The organism is Streptomyces sp. NBC_00704, from assembly GCF_036226605.1.
Taxonomy (GTDB): Bacteria; Actinomycetota; Actinomycetes; order Streptomycetales; family Streptomycetaceae; genus Streptomyces.
Genome location: NZ_CP109000.1, coordinates 6,291,793 through 6,306,990, shown reverse-complemented (window position 1 = coordinate 6,306,990; position 15,198 = coordinate 6,291,793). Strand labels below are relative to the sequence as shown.

The 15,198-nt window shown below is 70.2% G+C and carries 9 protein-coding genes; 2 read left to right on the top strand and 7 right to left on the bottom strand.

The window, feature by feature from the left end; all coding sequences use genetic code 11:
* Positions 1-28: 28 nt before the first annotated feature.
* The 7 genes from OG802_RS27425 to ngcE form a co-directional block, all read right to left on the bottom strand.
* Positions 29-1,420: a sugar ABC transporter permease gene (locus OG802_RS27425; RefSeq protein WP_443055367.1), complete on the bottom strand. Its 1,392-nt coding sequence runs from the start codon at positions 1,418-1,420 to the stop codon at positions 29-31.
* Entirely contained in the window at positions 1,417-2,208 is a 792-nt protein-coding gene (locus OG802_RS27420) for an ATP-binding cassette domain-containing protein (protein WP_329414635.1), read from the bottom strand. The genes OG802_RS27425 and OG802_RS27420 overlap by 4 nt, the downstream gene beginning before the upstream one ends.
* Before the next feature lie 290 nt (positions 2,209-2,498).
* Positions 2,499-3,584: a sugar ABC transporter substrate-binding protein gene (locus tag OG802_RS27415; protein ID WP_329414634.1), complete on the bottom strand. Its 1,086-nt coding sequence runs from the start codon at positions 3,582-3,584 to the stop codon at positions 2,499-2,501.
* 135 nt (positions 3,585-3,719) lie between these two features.
* Positions 3,720-4,919, bottom strand: a complete 1,200-nt coding sequence (locus OG802_RS27410; protein ID WP_329414632.1) for an ROK family transcriptional regulator — start codon at positions 4,917-4,919, stop codon at positions 3,720-3,722.
* A gap of 534 nt (positions 4,920-5,453) precedes the next feature.
* Positions 5,454-6,386 (bottom strand): carbohydrate ABC transporter permease, encoded by a 933-nt coding sequence (locus OG802_RS27405; RefSeq protein ID WP_329414630.1) that lies wholly within the window; start codon positions 6,384-6,386, stop codon positions 5,454-5,456.
* A 2-nt stretch (positions 6,387-6,388) separates the two neighbouring features.
* Positions 6,389-7,315 (bottom strand): carbohydrate ABC transporter permease, encoded by a 927-nt coding sequence (locus tag OG802_RS27400; RefSeq protein WP_329414628.1) that lies wholly within the window; start codon positions 7,313-7,315, stop codon positions 6,389-6,391.
* Positions 7,316-7,359: 44 nt separating this feature from the next.
* On the bottom strand, positions 7,360-8,868 hold the full coding sequence (gene ngcE, locus OG802_RS27395; protein ID WP_329414626.1) for an N-acetylglucosamine/diacetylchitobiose ABC transporter substrate-binding protein: 1,509 nt from the start codon (positions 8,866-8,868) through the stop codon (positions 7,360-7,362).
* A 382-nt stretch (positions 8,869-9,250) separates the two neighbouring features.
* On the opposite strand from ngcE, the gene OG802_RS27390 reads away from it, so the two are divergent.
* Positions 9,251-13,075 (top strand): GH92 family glycosyl hydrolase, encoded by a 3,825-nt coding sequence (locus OG802_RS27390; RefSeq protein ID WP_329414624.1) that lies wholly within the window; start codon positions 9,251-9,253, stop codon positions 13,073-13,075.
* A gap of 108 nt (positions 13,076-13,183) precedes the next feature.
* A complete protein-coding gene (locus tag OG802_RS27385; protein ID WP_329414622.1) occupies positions 13,184-15,193 on the top strand; it encodes an alpha-glucuronidase in 2,010 nt (669 codons plus the stop codon).
* Positions 15,194-15,198: the final 5 nt, after the last annotated feature.

Genomic DNA, 15,198 nt, shown 5'->3' with positions numbered 1-15,198 from the left:
GAGAAGAAGACCTGGGTCGCGGACCGGACTAGCCGCGGCCGGCGGCCTTCTGGCTCTTGCGGGACACCGAGTCGATGACGACGGCGCCGAGCAGAACACCACCGGTGATCATGTACTGGATCGAGGTGTTCATGTTCAGCAGGTCCAGACCGGTCTGGATGGACTGGATGACCAGCATGCCCAGGAGCGCGGACCACACGGTGCCGCGGCCGCCGAAGAGGCTGGTGCCGCCGATGACGGCCGCCGCGATGGCGAGCATCAGGGTGTTGCCGCCGCCGGCGCTCAGCGAGGCGCCCGCGGTCTGACCGGCGAAGAACATGCCGCCGACCGCCGCGAAGCCGCCGGAGATGGCGAACACGGTGATGCGGATCATCGGCACGTTGATGCCGGCGCGGCGGGCGGCCTCGATGCCGCCGCCGACCGCGAAGACCTTGCGGCCGTACGTCGTGCGGCGCAGCACGAAGTCCACGATCACCAGCGCCGCCAGGAAGATCACCAGCGCGTTGGAGACACCCGAGGCGTTGTTCAGCACGGCGGCGGAGACGAACGCGGCGAGCGCGAGCAGACCCACGCGCAGCAGGATCTCGCCGGTCGGGCGGAACGGCACCCCGGCGGCCCGGCGGCGGCGCTGCTCACCGAAGTTGCCGACCAGGGACAGCACGACGGCGAGACCGGCCAGGATGTAGGCGCCGATGATCGCCTGGTCCATGAAGAAGGAGTTCTGGCCGAGCAGGTGGACCGGGCCGGAGTCCGACGGGAGGTTGATCGTGCCGCTGGAGCCCAGCAGCCACAGCATCAGACCGTTCCAGCCGAGGAAGCCGGCCAGGGTCACCACGAACGCCGGTACGCCGATCTTCGCGAAGAACCAGCCCTGGAGGGCGCCGACGGCGATGCCGACGAGGATCGCCAGGACCAGCGACAGCCATGGATTCACGCCGTGGTCGGTCACGAACACGGCGAACAGCGCGGACGCCAGGCCGCTGACGGAACCGACCGACAGGTCGATCTCGCCGAGCAGCAGCACGAACACCAGGCCGATGGCGAGCATGCCGGTGGCCGAGAGGAAGTAGCTGATGTTGGAGAGGTTGGCGGCGCTCAGGAAGCGGTCGTTCTGCAGCTGGAAGATCGTCCAGATGACGATCAGGCCGATGACGACCGGGATCTGCCCCAGCTCGCCGCCCTTGACCTTGCGCTTGAACTCGGTGAGGTAGCCCTTGAGGCCCTCCTCGCGGATCAGCAGACGCGGGTCGACGACGGTGACGGGCGCCGCCGTCGGGTCGTCCGCGGGGGCCACGGTCTCCTGGCCGGCGACCATGCCCCCGGTCTTGCCGACCCCGGTCGCCGTCGCGGCCTTCTCGGTCTTCGTGCCCTTCACGGGCTCCGAGGAGTCGCTCTTGACGGGCTTCGACGTGTCGCTCACTTTGCCGCCTCCGCGGTGCGACGCCCCGCACGACGGGTCACGGCGTTGTCCGTGGCACCCGTGATCGCGGCGATGATCTCTTCGTGGCTGGTGTCCTTCACGGGGAAGGAGCCGTTGTTCTTGCCCAGACGCAGGACGGCGACGGTGTCGGCGACCGCCTTGACGTCGGCCATGTTGTGGCTGATGAGGATGACGCCGAGGTTGCGCTCGCGCAGCCGTTCGACCAGGTCGAGGACCTGCGCGGTCTGCTCGACGCCGAGGGCGGCCGTGGGCTCGTCGAGGATGACGACCTTCGGGTCGCCGATCAGCGCGCGGGCGATGGCGACGACCTGGCGCTGACCGCCCGAGAGGCTCGCGATCGGGATGCGCACGCTCGGGATGCGGATGGAGAGCGTGGACAGCAGTTCCCGCGCGTTCTTCTCCATCGTCACCTCGTCGATGACGCCGCGGTGCAGCAGCTCACGTCCGAGGTAGAGGTTGCCGACCACGTCGAGGTTGTCGCACAGGGCGAGGTCCTGGTAGACGGTCGCGACGCCGAGTCCCTGGGCGTCGTGCGGCTTGGTGATGCTGACGGGCCTGCCTTCCCACTCGATGACGCCCTCATCGATGGGATGGACACCCGCGATCGTCTTGACCAGGGTGGACTTTCCTGCGCCGTTGTCGCCCACCAGGGCGACCACTTCTCCGGCGTGGACCTCCAGCTCGACCTCGGTGAGGGCCTGGACCGCACCGAATCGCTTGGAGACCCCGCGCAACGCCAACACGGGCGTAGCGGACACGTGAACCATCTCCTTCGCCGCCTGACCGGCGGGGATGCCGCGCGCAACGAACAGGCGCGGAGGGATGTGCGCGACGCGCGGGTGACGCGGCGCCGACGCACGAGGTTTACAAGATGAACATGCGCGAATCCGCTGCTCCTGGCAACGGTTCCGTCCGACGCCCGCCCCGGCAGCGGGGTGTGAAGGTGGGGCGGGCGTCGGACAGGTCTCGCGGGACCGCCGGGGGCGGTCGACGGGTCCCGGGGAACGGACCGCGTCCGGCTCACGCCGGCCGGGACGGTTCCCCGGGAGGGGGGCCGCTACTGGAGGCCGGCGGCCTTGCAGGCGGCGGCGTACTCGGGCGTGCAGATCTGGGCGACCGTGAAGAGCCCGTCCTTGACGACCGTGTCCTTGATGTTGGCCTTGGTGACCGACACCGGGGTCAGCAGCTGCGAGGGCACCTTGTCGCCGGAGCCGCTGGTCAGCGTCTGGGTGGCCAGGGACTTGATGTCCTTGCCCTCCAGCAGGTTGACGGCGAGCTGGGCGGCGGTCTCGGCCTCGGGCTTGTAGGCCTTGTAGACCGTGGCGGACTGGGTGCCGGCGACGATCCGCTGGATGGCCGCGAGCTCCGCGTCCTGACCGGTCAGCGGGATGTTGCTGATCTTCGCACCCTTGAGGGTGTTGGCGATGCCGCCGGCCATGCCGTCGTTGGCGGCGTAGACGCCCGCGATGTTCTTCGCGCCCAGCTGGGTGATGGCCGCGGACATCTTCTGCGCGGCGACGGTGTCCTTCCACAGGCCGGACTGCTCGTAGGCGATGTCGACCTTGCCGTCGAGGATCTTGTGCGCGCCCTGCTTGAACTGGGCGGCGTTCGGGTCGGCGTCGTCACCGTTGATCATGACGATCTTCGACTTCGGGGTGGCCTTGGCGCCGAGGGCGTCGAGCAGGGCCTGGCCCTGGAGCTCGCCGACCTTGACGTTGTCGAAGGACACGTAGGCGCTGACCGGGCCCTGGGCGAGACGGTCGTACGCGACGACCTTGACGCCCTTGTCCACCGCGGACTTGATGGACGACTTGATCGCGGCCGAGTCCTGGGCGGAGATCACGATGACCTTCACGCCCTTGGTGACCATGTTGCTGACCTGCTGGGCCTGCTTGGCCGGGTCGGCCGCGGCGTTCGCGTACTCCAGCTTGCAGTCGGAGCAGAGCGCCTTGACCTTGGCGTCGAAGTACGGCTTGTCGAACTTCTCGTACCGCGCGGTGACGCTGTCGGGGAGCAGCAGGCCGATGGACTTGTCGCCCGAGCTGCTGCTGCCGGAGTCGCTGTCCTTGTCGCCGGCCTTGCCGCACGCGGCAATCGACAGTGCCATGGAGACGGCGGTGGCGCCGATCACGACTCTACGCATCGTTGCGTTCATTTGGGGTGTGCCTCCCTGACAGGGCCGCAACGCTGCGGCCGAGGTGGCTGGAAGTCAACTCGGCCACACGTGCGACGTCAAGAAGTAAATACTTAACGAGATGGCAACGGCGTCATTCGTTCTCTAAGTGAAGGCAGGTGTCGCGGCGGTCAGCGTGCCGTCCAAAAGGGTCGAATCACCCATCTCGCTGAGTGCGAGGGCGAGCGCTCCGAGCACTTCGGCACGACCCCCAAGTGCCCCTGGGAGAACGGAGAGTTGACGCGCGGCGCTCGGGATCGCATAGCGGCCGACGGACTCTCTTATCGGCCCGAGCACCAGTTCACCGGCCTCGGCGAGATCGCCGCCGAGGACCACCCGGCTCGGGTTCAGCAGGTTGCACAGATTGGCGACTCCACTGCCGATGTGTCGGCCGACGTCGGCGATCACCCGACGGCAGCCCGGGTCTCCGTCCCTGGCCAGCCGCACGACGCCTTCCATCGTCAGATCCGTGCCGTGGCTGGACTGGAGGAGCGGCAGCACATAGCGCGCGGCCGCGAAGGTCTCCAGGCAGCCCCGGTTCCCGCAGCGGCAGACGGGGCCGGATTCATCGAGTGTAATATGCCCGATTTCTCCCGCGGTGCCGCCGGGGCCGCGGTAGATCTTCCCCTCGATCACCAGACCGGCGCCCACACCGCTCGCCACCTTGATGTACGCGAGGTCGCGCACGCCCCTGCCGCTGCCCCAGACCATCTCGCCGAGGGCGCCGAGGTTGGCGTCGTTGTCCACGTGCACGGTGACGCCCAGCCGGCCCTTCATCTCCTCGGCGGGGCGGGTGCCGATCCAGCCGGGCAGGATCGCGGAGGAGCCGAGGGTGCCGGACTCCAGATCGATCGGCCCGGGCACGCCCAAACCCACTCCGGCGACCTTCGCGCGGTCCACCCCGGTGGCCTCGATCAACCGGCTGACCAGCTGTTCCGCCCGGTCGAAGCCCTGGGTGGACGAGGCGTCCACGTCCAGCGGCTCGGACTCCTCGGCGAGCACCTGGTGGGCCAGGTTCCCGACCGCGACCCGGAGATGGGTATGCCCGAAATCGACGCCGATGACGATGCCCGCGTCCCCGCTCAGACTGACGCTGCGGGCCCTGCGGCCGCCGGCCGAGGTGGGCGTGACCTCGACGGTTCCGCCGTCCTTGAGTTCGCGCACGATGTTGGAGACGGTCGCGGCCGACAGCCCGGTCGTCCGGGCGATCTCCGCCTGGGTGAGGGACCCGGCCAGGCGCACGGCGCGTACGACTCGCTCCAGGTTGGCTCGGTGCAGCGACGACTGCGACCCCGGAGTCTCCACGACGACCTCCTGCGCGCGGGACCGCTTCGATGAGGCCCCTATGTCCAACTAGTGAACTCTAAGCTGAGCTGTTCGGGTCGCCTCCCGTCAAGAGGTTGAACAGTATCCGCATGCGTGCGAAGAAACACGGAGGGTGGCGGAGCCCTCGGTCGCGGGGCGTACGGGGCCGGGTGCGGGGCGTTGCGGGCACCACCCCGCGGGAACGTGTCGCCCACGGTCACCGCTTCGGCCCAGCGCCGCTCACCCACTCGCCGCACGGCGCCCGGCACGGCGACGCGAAGGCCCCGCGCACCCGCGGACGCGCAGGACGGGCGGGACGCCGGGCGCGGACGGCGCGAGCGTCGCCGAGAGCTGCGGGGCGGGCGGCGGCGGAGCGCCGGACGGGCGGCGAGCGGGCGGACGGGCCTGTTCAGACGCCGGATGCGCGCCGGGTGCGGGCCGTGCGTGAGCCGGGGCGCGGGCCGGGGTGCGGGTGGCGGTGCGGGTGGCGTCCGGTGCGCCCCCGCGCCCCCTTGCGCCCCCGCGCCGGCGTCGTTACTTCAACGCGCCCGCCGTCAGGCCCTGGACCACCTGTCGCTGGAAGACGATGTACGCGGCCAGCACGGGCAGCATCGCCATCACCAGTCCCGCGAACAGTCCCGACCAGTCGCCCTTGTATCCCTGGCTGACGGCCAGTTGGACCAGCCCCTGGGTGAGGACGCGCTTGTCGGGGTCGGTGTTGAGCACCGTCGGGAGCATGTACTGGTTCCACTGCCCCAGGAAGTTGAAGATGCCGACGCTGATCAGACCGGGCTTCGCCATCGGCAGCATGATCTGGAAGAAGGTACGGCTGTGCGAGGCGCCGTCGACGAAGGCGGCCTCCGCCACCGAGGTGGGAAGGGTGCGGAAGAAGGCCGTCAGGAAGAACACCGTGAACGGCAGCGAGTAGGCGATGTAGACCAGGATCAGGCCGTGGATGGTGTTGAGCAGCCCCATGTTGTTCACGACGTAGAAGAGCGGCACCAGGGCCAGCATGATCGGGAAGCCCATGCCGGCGATGAAGAGGTAGTAGACGAAGCGGTTGCCCGGGAAGTCGAAGCGGGCCAGGACGTAGGCCGCCATCGAGCCGAGGGCGAGCGTGCCGATGAGCGAACCGCCGACCACCAGCACGGTGTTGAGGAAGTAGTCGCCCATGTCGGCCTCGGTCCAGGCCCGCGACCAGTTGTCGAAGTGCAGGGTGCCGGGCAGCGACCAGGGCGAGCCGAAGATGGAGCTGTCGTCCTTGAAGGAGGTCATCACCGCCCAGAGCAGCGGCAGGACGACCATCACCGCCCAGAGGGCCAGAACGCCGTGGGAGAAGGCGTTGAGCACCTTTCCTTCGCTTTTCTCCCTCGTCGGCCGCTCCTTCGCGGGCGGGCCGGCCTTGCTGACGGACGCGCCGGATCCGGGGTCGGCCGGCAGGGGCGCGGAGGTCTCGGTCGTCTTCATCGTCAGTACTCCAGCCGCTCGCGCCGGCCCAGTCGCAGCACGACCGCGGCGAAGGCCAGCGTCACGACGAGCAGGGCGACGCCGATGGTGGTGGCGTAGGCGGCCTGACCGTCGCGGAAGGCCTTCTGGTAGACGTACAGCACCATGACGGTGGTCGAGTAGTCGGGGCCGCCCGGCCCGGTCGTCATGATCTGCACGACCGCGAACGACTCGGCGCCCAGCGCGAGAATGCCCATGTAGACCCAGCCCGACTGCACCGTGTCCCAGAGCAGCGGGAGGGTGAGGCGGAAGAACGTCGTGGACCGGTTCGCGCCGTCGAGCAGCGCGGCCTCGTAGAGGTCGGCCGGGATGGAGGCCATGCCGGCCGAGAACAGGACCACGAAGAATCCGACCGTCGACCAGACGAGCACCGCCATGACGCACCACAGGGCGAGGTCGGGATCGCCGAGCCAGAGGGGCTGTACGCCGTCCAGGCCGATCCCGCGCAGGAACGAGTTGACGGCGCCGCTGTCCGGGTTGTACGCGAAGGCGAACAGCAGGGCGACGATGGCGATGGAGAGGACCTGCGGGAAGAAATACACGATCTTGTAGAAGGAGGAGCCGCGGACGCCGGACACCACCGGACCGCCTCTTCGTCGCCGCCCGCCGACATTGATCATGAAGGCGAAGAACAGCGCCAGTCCGATCGTCACCAGCGGCAGCACGGCCGCGAACACCAGGCTGTGCCGGAGGGACTTCCAGAAGATGTCGTCGTCCAGCATCCTGCGGTAATTGGCCAGGCCGACCATCGTGAATTCGGGGCTGAGGCCGGTCCAGTCCGTGAACGAGTAGTAGATGGACTGGATGAACGGCCACACCACGAAGAGCGCGTACAGCCCCAGGGGCGGCGCCAGGAACCCCACGATGAACCGGTATTTGCCGTGCTGCATCGCCACTCCGGTGCTTCTGCGGACGCTTCGCGGTGATTCCGTCGTCACTGGTGCTTGTAATGCTTGACCGAGGCGTCCTTGGCGGTCGCGTCGGCGTAGTCCTGGATTTTCTTGATCGCCTCGGCGGGAGTGATCCGGCCGGCCATCATCTCGCCCAGCCCGGACACCCCGATCTTCTCCTTCTGCAACTGGACGTACCAGTCCTGAAGTCGTGGATTCACCACGTTGGAGCCCGCCTTGTCCAGTGCGGCGACGCCCGACTTCAGCCCCGGTGTCAGCGTGATGCCGTCGGTGCCGCCGTTGTACGCGGTGAGCGACTTGACCTTGGAGGTGAAGTTCTTCGACGACGCCTCGCTGAGCATGACGCGCAGTTGCTCCATGCCGCCGGCGGTGTTGTCCGCCTTGGCCGGCACGATGAACGGTTCGCCGCCGGAGGCCCAGATGGTGCCGAAGGGCATCTTGTCGGAGGAGTCGATGCCGGTGGGCGCGGACACCGCCAGGTCGAAGTCCGGCGGGATGACGTTCGCCGACTCGTTCTCCACCCAGGACCCGTTGGGGAGGAACAGCGCCTTGCCCTTGGCCCACGCGGTCTGCGACTGGATGTGGTCGAGCCCCGGAGTGCCCCTCAGGACGTAGCCCTTCTTGTAGAGCTCGTAGTACGCCTCGAAGCACGCCTTCACGGCCGGGTGCCGCCAGGCGTTCGGCTCCAGGTTGTCGATGGCGTCGAGGACCTCGCGGCCGCCCACCTTGCCGATCATCGGGTACAGCGAGAAGGGGAGGTAATAGGGGTACTTGCCCGCGTACGTCCAGCCGGCGATGCCCTTCTTCTTGGCCTTCGCGCAGACCGCGAGCATCTCGTCCCAGGTCTGCGGGTACTCGGCGTCGAGCGAGCCGAGCGCCTTCCGCGAGTACCAGACGCCGTAGACGGTGTAGGCGTAGTACATGATCCACACCGGCGCGCCGTCGAACTGGCCCATCTCGACGATGCCGGGGCGCAGGGTGTCGCGGACCTTCTTGGCCGGGTCGTCGAAGGACGGGGCGTCGAGGAGCGGCGTGAGGTCGGCGAGCTGGTTCTTGCCCACCAGGACGCCCATGTCCATCTGCTCGGCGCCGGAGTTGTCGATGAGGTCGGGCGGGGTGCCCTGGTTGAAACGGGGCTGGAGCGTCGACTGGATCTTCTGCGTGGCCGAGAACTTCACCTTCGCCCCGGGGAAGTTCTTCTCGTAGATCTTCACCGCGTCCTCGGCGTACTCCTTGCCGAATCCGCCGTCGAACAGGACGAATTCCAGCTGGGCTGTCTCGTTGACGGCGAGCGGGTTCTTCGCGGTCTTCTTTCCCGCCTTGGCCTTGTCCTCGCCGCTCCCGCCGCCGCTGGCGCAGGCGGCCAGGAATCCCGTCGCCGGGACGGAGATCAGGCCGAGGGCCGCCGATCTCCTGATCAGATCTCTGCGCCCGACGCCCGGGGCGCCCTTTCTCTCGAAACCGCGCCGGCCGGCGTCGCGCTTCTCGAAGCCCTCGTGCTCAGGACCGTTGTACTCGGAGGGGGATCCCATGCTCAAGTCCTCGCCTTCTCCGGAACTCGGGCGGTGCGCCGGATCCTTCCCGGCGCCGCGGTCGGGTCAAGCAGGGTCGTACGGAGCGCGTGGTGCGGAGGTCTCACGGGACGGAGGGTGAATCGCCGACAGGTATAGTCCATTCCCGGTCGAATGGGCAAGATCGAATACAAGGTTGGCCGCGGGTCTTTTCCGAGTTGAGACCTCCTGGAAATATGACCGGCGGATGGGCGCCTTGCCGGAGAATTGCATGAAATGACCCCTCGCCGGCGCCATCAACGTTCTTGACATCCCTGTCCACTTGCCCACCTACTGATTCCTGCGCAACCAGGAGGACAACGTTGTCCGGGGCGTGGTCCGGTGCTGGGGAGGGTGCTCACGCATGCAAAGGTCTGGGCGGTGGTGGGCGGTCGTGATCGCGGCCGTTCTGGTCGTGACGGCCGGCGGCGCACCGGGAACGGCGGCCACGCTGCCGTCCCGGGACCCGCTGCCCGAGCGGGAGTTCGCCTCGTCGTTCGAGGCGGGCGAGCGCGCCCCGGACTGGCTGAGCACCGTCGAGTCCGCGCCCGACGGCGGCAAGCGCGCCTCGGGCGTCGACGGCGGCTACGGCGGCGGCCTTCCCGGCGACGTGACCGACCGGGTCACCGACGTCCGGGCCGGCGCCGAGAACACGGCGGGCGGCGAGGTGAAGGAGAACCTCGTCGACGGCGAGGCGAGCACCAAGTGGCTGACCTTCGCCGCCGAAGGCTGGGTCGAGTTCGACCTCGACCGGCCCGCCCGGGTGAGCGCCTACGCGCTGACGTCCGCGAACGACGCCGCCGAGCGCGACCCCGCCGACTGGACCCTCTCCGGCTCGGCGGACGGCACGGCCTGGACGCGGCTCGACAGCCGCACCGGGGAGTCCTTCGCCGAGCGGTTGCAGACCCGCGCCTACGGCCTCGCGGCCCCGGCCGAGTACCGGCACTTCCGGCTCGACGTCTCCCGCAACCACGGCGCCCCGATCCTGCAACTCGCCGACGTGCGGTTCGGCACCGGCGGGGACGACGGGCCCGTCCCGCCGGACATGCTCACCACCGTGGACCGCGGACCCGCCGGATCGCCGACGGCCAAGGCCGCAGCCGGGTTCACGGGCCGCCGGGCCCTGCGCTACGCGGGCCGGCACACCGCCGCAGGCCGCGCGTACTCGTACAACAAGGTCTTCGACGTCGACGTGCGGGTCGGCCCGCGCACCCGGCTCGCCTACCGGATCTTCCCCGCGATGGCGGACGGCGACCTGGACTACGCCGCCACCCACGTCTCGGTCGACCTGGCCTTCACGGACGGGACGTATCTGAGCGCGCTCGGCGCGCGCGACCAGTACGGGTTCCCGTTGTCGCCCCGCGGTCAGGGCGCGGCGAAGGTGCTCTACGTCAACCAGTGGAACGATGTGGTGTCGGGGATCGGCGCGGTGGCGGCCGGGAAGACCGTCGACCGGATCCTGCTCGCCTACGACTCCCCCGCCGGGCCCGCCCGGTTCCGCGGCTGGGTGGACGACGTCGCGCTGCGCACCGCCGCCCCGGAGCCGAGGAAGGCCCATCTGTCGGACTACGCGCTGACGACGCGCGGCACCCAGTCCAGCGGCGGCTTCTCCCGTGGGAACACGTTCCCCGCCACGGCGGTGCCCCATGGCTTCAACTTCTGGACGCCGGTGACGAACGCGTCCTCGCTCGGCTGGCTGTACGACTACGCACGCGGCAACAACGCCGACAACTTGCCCACGATCCAGGCGTTCGGCGCGAGTCACGAGCCGAGTCCCTGGATGGGCGACCGGCAGACGTTCCAGGTGATGCCGTCCGCCGCGGCCGGCGTCCCGGACACCGGACGGACGGCCCGGGCACTGGCGTTCCGGCACACGAACGAGACGGCCCGCCCCTACTACTACGGCGTGCGTTTCGAGAACGGCCTCAGGGCCGAACTGGCCCCCACCGACCACGCGGCCGCCCTGCGCTTCACCTACCCGGGCCCAGACGCGAGCGTCGTCTTCGACAACGTCACCGAACAGGCCGGGCTCACGCTGGACGAGGACGCCGGCGTCGTCACCGGCTACTCGGACGTGAAGTCGGGGCTGTCGGCGGGAGCGACCCGGCTCTTCGTCTACGGCGAGTTCGACGCTCCGGTGACGGACGGCTCGTCGAACGGGGTGAAGGGCTACCTGCGGTTCGACGCGGGCGCCGACCACACCGTCACCCTGCGCCTGGCGACCTCGCTCATCGGCGTCGACCAGGCCCGGGACAACCTGCGGCGGGAGATCCCGGCGGGCACCGACTTCGCGACCGTCGAGGCGCGGGCCCAGCGGCAGTGGGACGACCTCCTGGGCAGGGTGGAGGTCGAGGGCGCGAGCCAGGACCAGCTGACGACGCTGTACTCCAGCCTGTACCGGCTGTACCTGTACCCCAACTCCGGTTTCGAGCGGGTGGGCGCTGCGTACCGGTACGCCTCGCCCTTCTCGCCGATGCCGGGCCCCGACACGCCCACGCACACCGGCGCGCGGATCGTGGACGGCAAGGTCTACGTCAACAACGGCTTCTGGGACACCTACCGGACGACCTGGCCCGCCTACGCGCTGCTCACCCCGACGCAGGCCGGTGTGCTGGCCGACGGTTTCGTGCAGCAGTACAAGGACGGCGGCTGGACCTCGCGCTGGTCCTCCCCCGGCTACGCCGACCTGATGACCGGCACGTCCTCGGACGTGGCCTTCGCCGACGCCTACGTCAAGGGGGTGCGCTTCGACGCCGCGGCGGCCTACGAGGCGGCCCTGAAGAACGCGACGGTCGTCCCGCCCGCATCAGGGGTGGGCCGCAAGGGCATGTCGACCTCCCCCTTCCTCGGTTACACCAGCACGGCCACCCACGAGGGGCTGTCCTGGGCGCTGGAGGGCTACCTCAACGACTACGGCATCGCCCGCATGGGACAGGCCCTGTACCGGCGGACGGGCCTGGAGCGCTACCGGGAGGAGTCCGAGTACTTCCTGAACCGCGCCCAGGGCTATGTGCACCTCTTCGACCCCGGCGCCGGCTTCTTCCAGGGCAAGGACGACAAGGGCGCCTGGCGGGTGCCGTCCGGCGACTACGACCCGAGGGTGTGGGGCTACGACTACACCGAGACCAACGGCTGGGGCTACGCCTTCACCGCGCCGCAGGACAGCCGCGGCCTGGCCGCCCTGTACGGCGGCCGCGGCGGACTGGCGAAGAAGCTCGACGCCTATTTCGCCACCCCGGAGACCGCCTCCCCCCGGTTCGCGGGCTCGTACGGCGGGGTGATCCACGAGATGACCGAGGCCAGGGACGTGCGGATGGGCATGTACGGGCACTCCAACCAGGTCGCCCACCACGCCGTCTACATGTACGACGCGGCCGGGCAGCCGTGGAAGGCGCAGGCGAAGGCGCGCGAGGTGCTCTCCCGGCTCTACACGGGCAGCTCGATCGGACAGGGCTACCACGGCGACGAGGACAACGGCGAGCAGTCGGCCTGGTACCTGTTCTCCGCGCTCGGCTTCTACCCGCTGGTGATGGGCGGCGGCGAGTACGCGGTCGGCTCCCCCCTGTTCACCAAGGCGACCGTGCACCTGGAGAACGGCAGGGATCTGGTGGTCCGGGCGCCGGGGAACAGCGCGCGCAACGTCTATGTGCAGGGCCTGAAGGTCGACGGCCGTCCCTGGACGTCCACCGCGCTGCCCCACGCCCTCCTCGCCAAGGGCGCGGTCCTGGACTTCGCCATGGGTCCGCGGCCCTCGGCCTGGGGGACCGGCGAGAACGCGGGGCCGGTCTCGATCAGCCGTGACGGCAAGGTCCCGACGCCCCGGACGGACGCGCTGAAGGGCGGCGCGGGCCCGCTGTTCGACGACACGTCGGCGACGCGGGCAGCCGTGCCGGACACGGTCGTCCTGCCGGTCACGGCACCGACCGGGGCGCGGCAGTACACCCTGACGTGCGCCGACCACGCGCGCGCCCCCGGCGGTTGGACGCTACAGGGATCCGCGGACGGCCGCGCGTGGACGGACCTGGACCGGCGGTCCGCGCAGGCCTTCCGGTGGGACCGCCAGACGCGGGCCTTCACGATCGCGCGGCCCGGCCGGTACGGCCACTACCGGCTGGTCTTCGACGGGACGGACGGCACAGGCACCCCGGCGGACGAACTGCGCCTGGCGGAGGTCGAGTTGCTGTCCTGAAACCGGCGCCCGGCCGTCGTCGCCCGCTGTACCGGCGGCCACGCGTGTCCCAGAATGGGATCACGGCCTCGTCGGCGCCGCGCCGGTCCGCATCACCCGAGGGGGAGCATGCCGAACACCGTGCCCGTCCTGTCCGAGGGGGTCGACCCCGCCTGGCTGCCGCCCGAGGCGTTCCGGGCGCTGGGCGTCCGACGGACCCGGGTCGACGGCTCGGGCCCGCCGGCGGAGACCGTGCACGGCGAAGTGGCCGCCGCCTGCGCGCGGTTCGGCGGGGAGACGGCGCGGGGCGCGTCGGACGCCTCGGACGCCTCGTACGACCTCGTCCTGCGCGTGGCCGACGACGACGGGACCGGCAACGGTGACGGCGGCGAGGGGTTCGTCCTCGAACGTGCCGCGGGGACGACCACCGTCACGGCGGCCGGTCAACGCGGGCTGCTGTACGGGCTGTTCCACGTCGTACGGCTGGGCGAGGACGCCTTCCGCGGCACACGGCCGCGGAAGGAGCACCGGCCGGCGACGGCCCTGCGGATGCTGGACCACTGGGACAACGTGGCCGTGCATCCGGTCATGGGACAGGTGGAGCGCGGATACGCCGGCGGCTCGCTGTTCTGGCGGGACGGCCGGGCCCGCGACGACCTCGAGCGCGTCCGGGCGTACGGCAGGCTGCTGGCGTCCTGCGGCGTCAACGCCGTGGCGGTCAACAACGTCAACGTGCACGACGCCGAGGCCCGTCTGCTCACCGACCGGATCGGCGACGTGGCGCGGATCGCCGGGGCGCTGCGGCCGTACGGCGTCCGGACGCATCTGTCGGTGACCTTCGCCGCGCCGGTGGTGCTCGGCCGGCTGCCCACCGCCGACCCCCTGGACGGAGCCGTGCGCGACTGGTGGGCGAAGGCCGTGCACGACGTGTACGAGGCGATCCCGGACTTCGGCGGGTTCGTGGTGAAGGCCGACTCGGAGGGCCGGCCCGGCCCGTTCACCTACGGCCGTACGCACGCGGACGGCGCGAACATGCTGGCCGCGGCCCTCGCGCCGTACGGCGGCACGGTCCACTGGCGGGCCTTCGTGTACGACCACCGCCAGGACTGGCGGGACCGCTCGACCGACCGGGCGCGGGCCGCGTACGACCATTTCGCGCCGCTGGACGGGGAGTTCGCCCCCAACGCCGTGCTCCAGGTCAAGCACGGGCCGATGGACTTCCAGGTCCGCGAGCCGGTCTCGCCCGTGTTCGGCGCGCTGCCGCGCACCCGGGTCGCCGTGGAGGTGCAGGTCACCCAGGAGTACACCGGGCAGCAGCGGCACGTGTGCTGGCTCGGGCCGATGTGGAGCGAGGTGCTGCGCTTCCGTCCGGGCGGCGACCAGGGCCCGACCGTCGCCGCGCTGGCGGGCGCTGGGGCGGTGGCGGTGTCCAACGCCGGCGACGACCCGTTCTGGACGGGGCACCCGCTGGCCCAGGCCAACCTCTACACCTTCGGCCGGCTCGCCTGGCGGCCGGACGCCGACCCGCTGCGGATCCTGGACGAGTGGATCGCGCTCACCTTCCCGTCCGCTCCCGGGCGGCTGGCGGACGGTCTGCGCGCGGTGCTGCGGGACTCCTGGCGGACCTACGAGAAGTACACGGCCCCGCTGGGCGTGGGCTTCATGGTGCAGCCCGGACATCACTACGGGCCCGCCGTCGACGGCTACGAGTACAGCCCCTGGGGGACGTACCACTTCGCCGACCGGGACGGGATCGGCGTCGACCGCAGCGTGGCGACCGGCACCGGTTTCGCGGGCCAGTACGGCGGCCCCTGGTCCGCGCGGTACGAGTCGGCGGCCTCGTGCCCGGACGAGTTGCTGCTGTTCTTCCACCACGTGCCCTACGGACATGTCCTGAGCAGCGGGAAGACGGTCGTGCAGCACATCTACGACACGCACTTCGAGGGGGTCGAGGAGGCGGAGGAGGCCCGCCGGGTGTGGGCGGGCCTCGCGGATCTGGTGGACCCGGCGCGGCACGCGCGGGTCGCGGAACGCTATGACGAGCAGGTGCGCGGCGCCCGTGAGTGGCGGGACCAGGTGAACAGCTACTTCCTGCGCAAGTCGGGCGTCCCCGACGAGCACGGGCGCACCATCCACTGACGCGG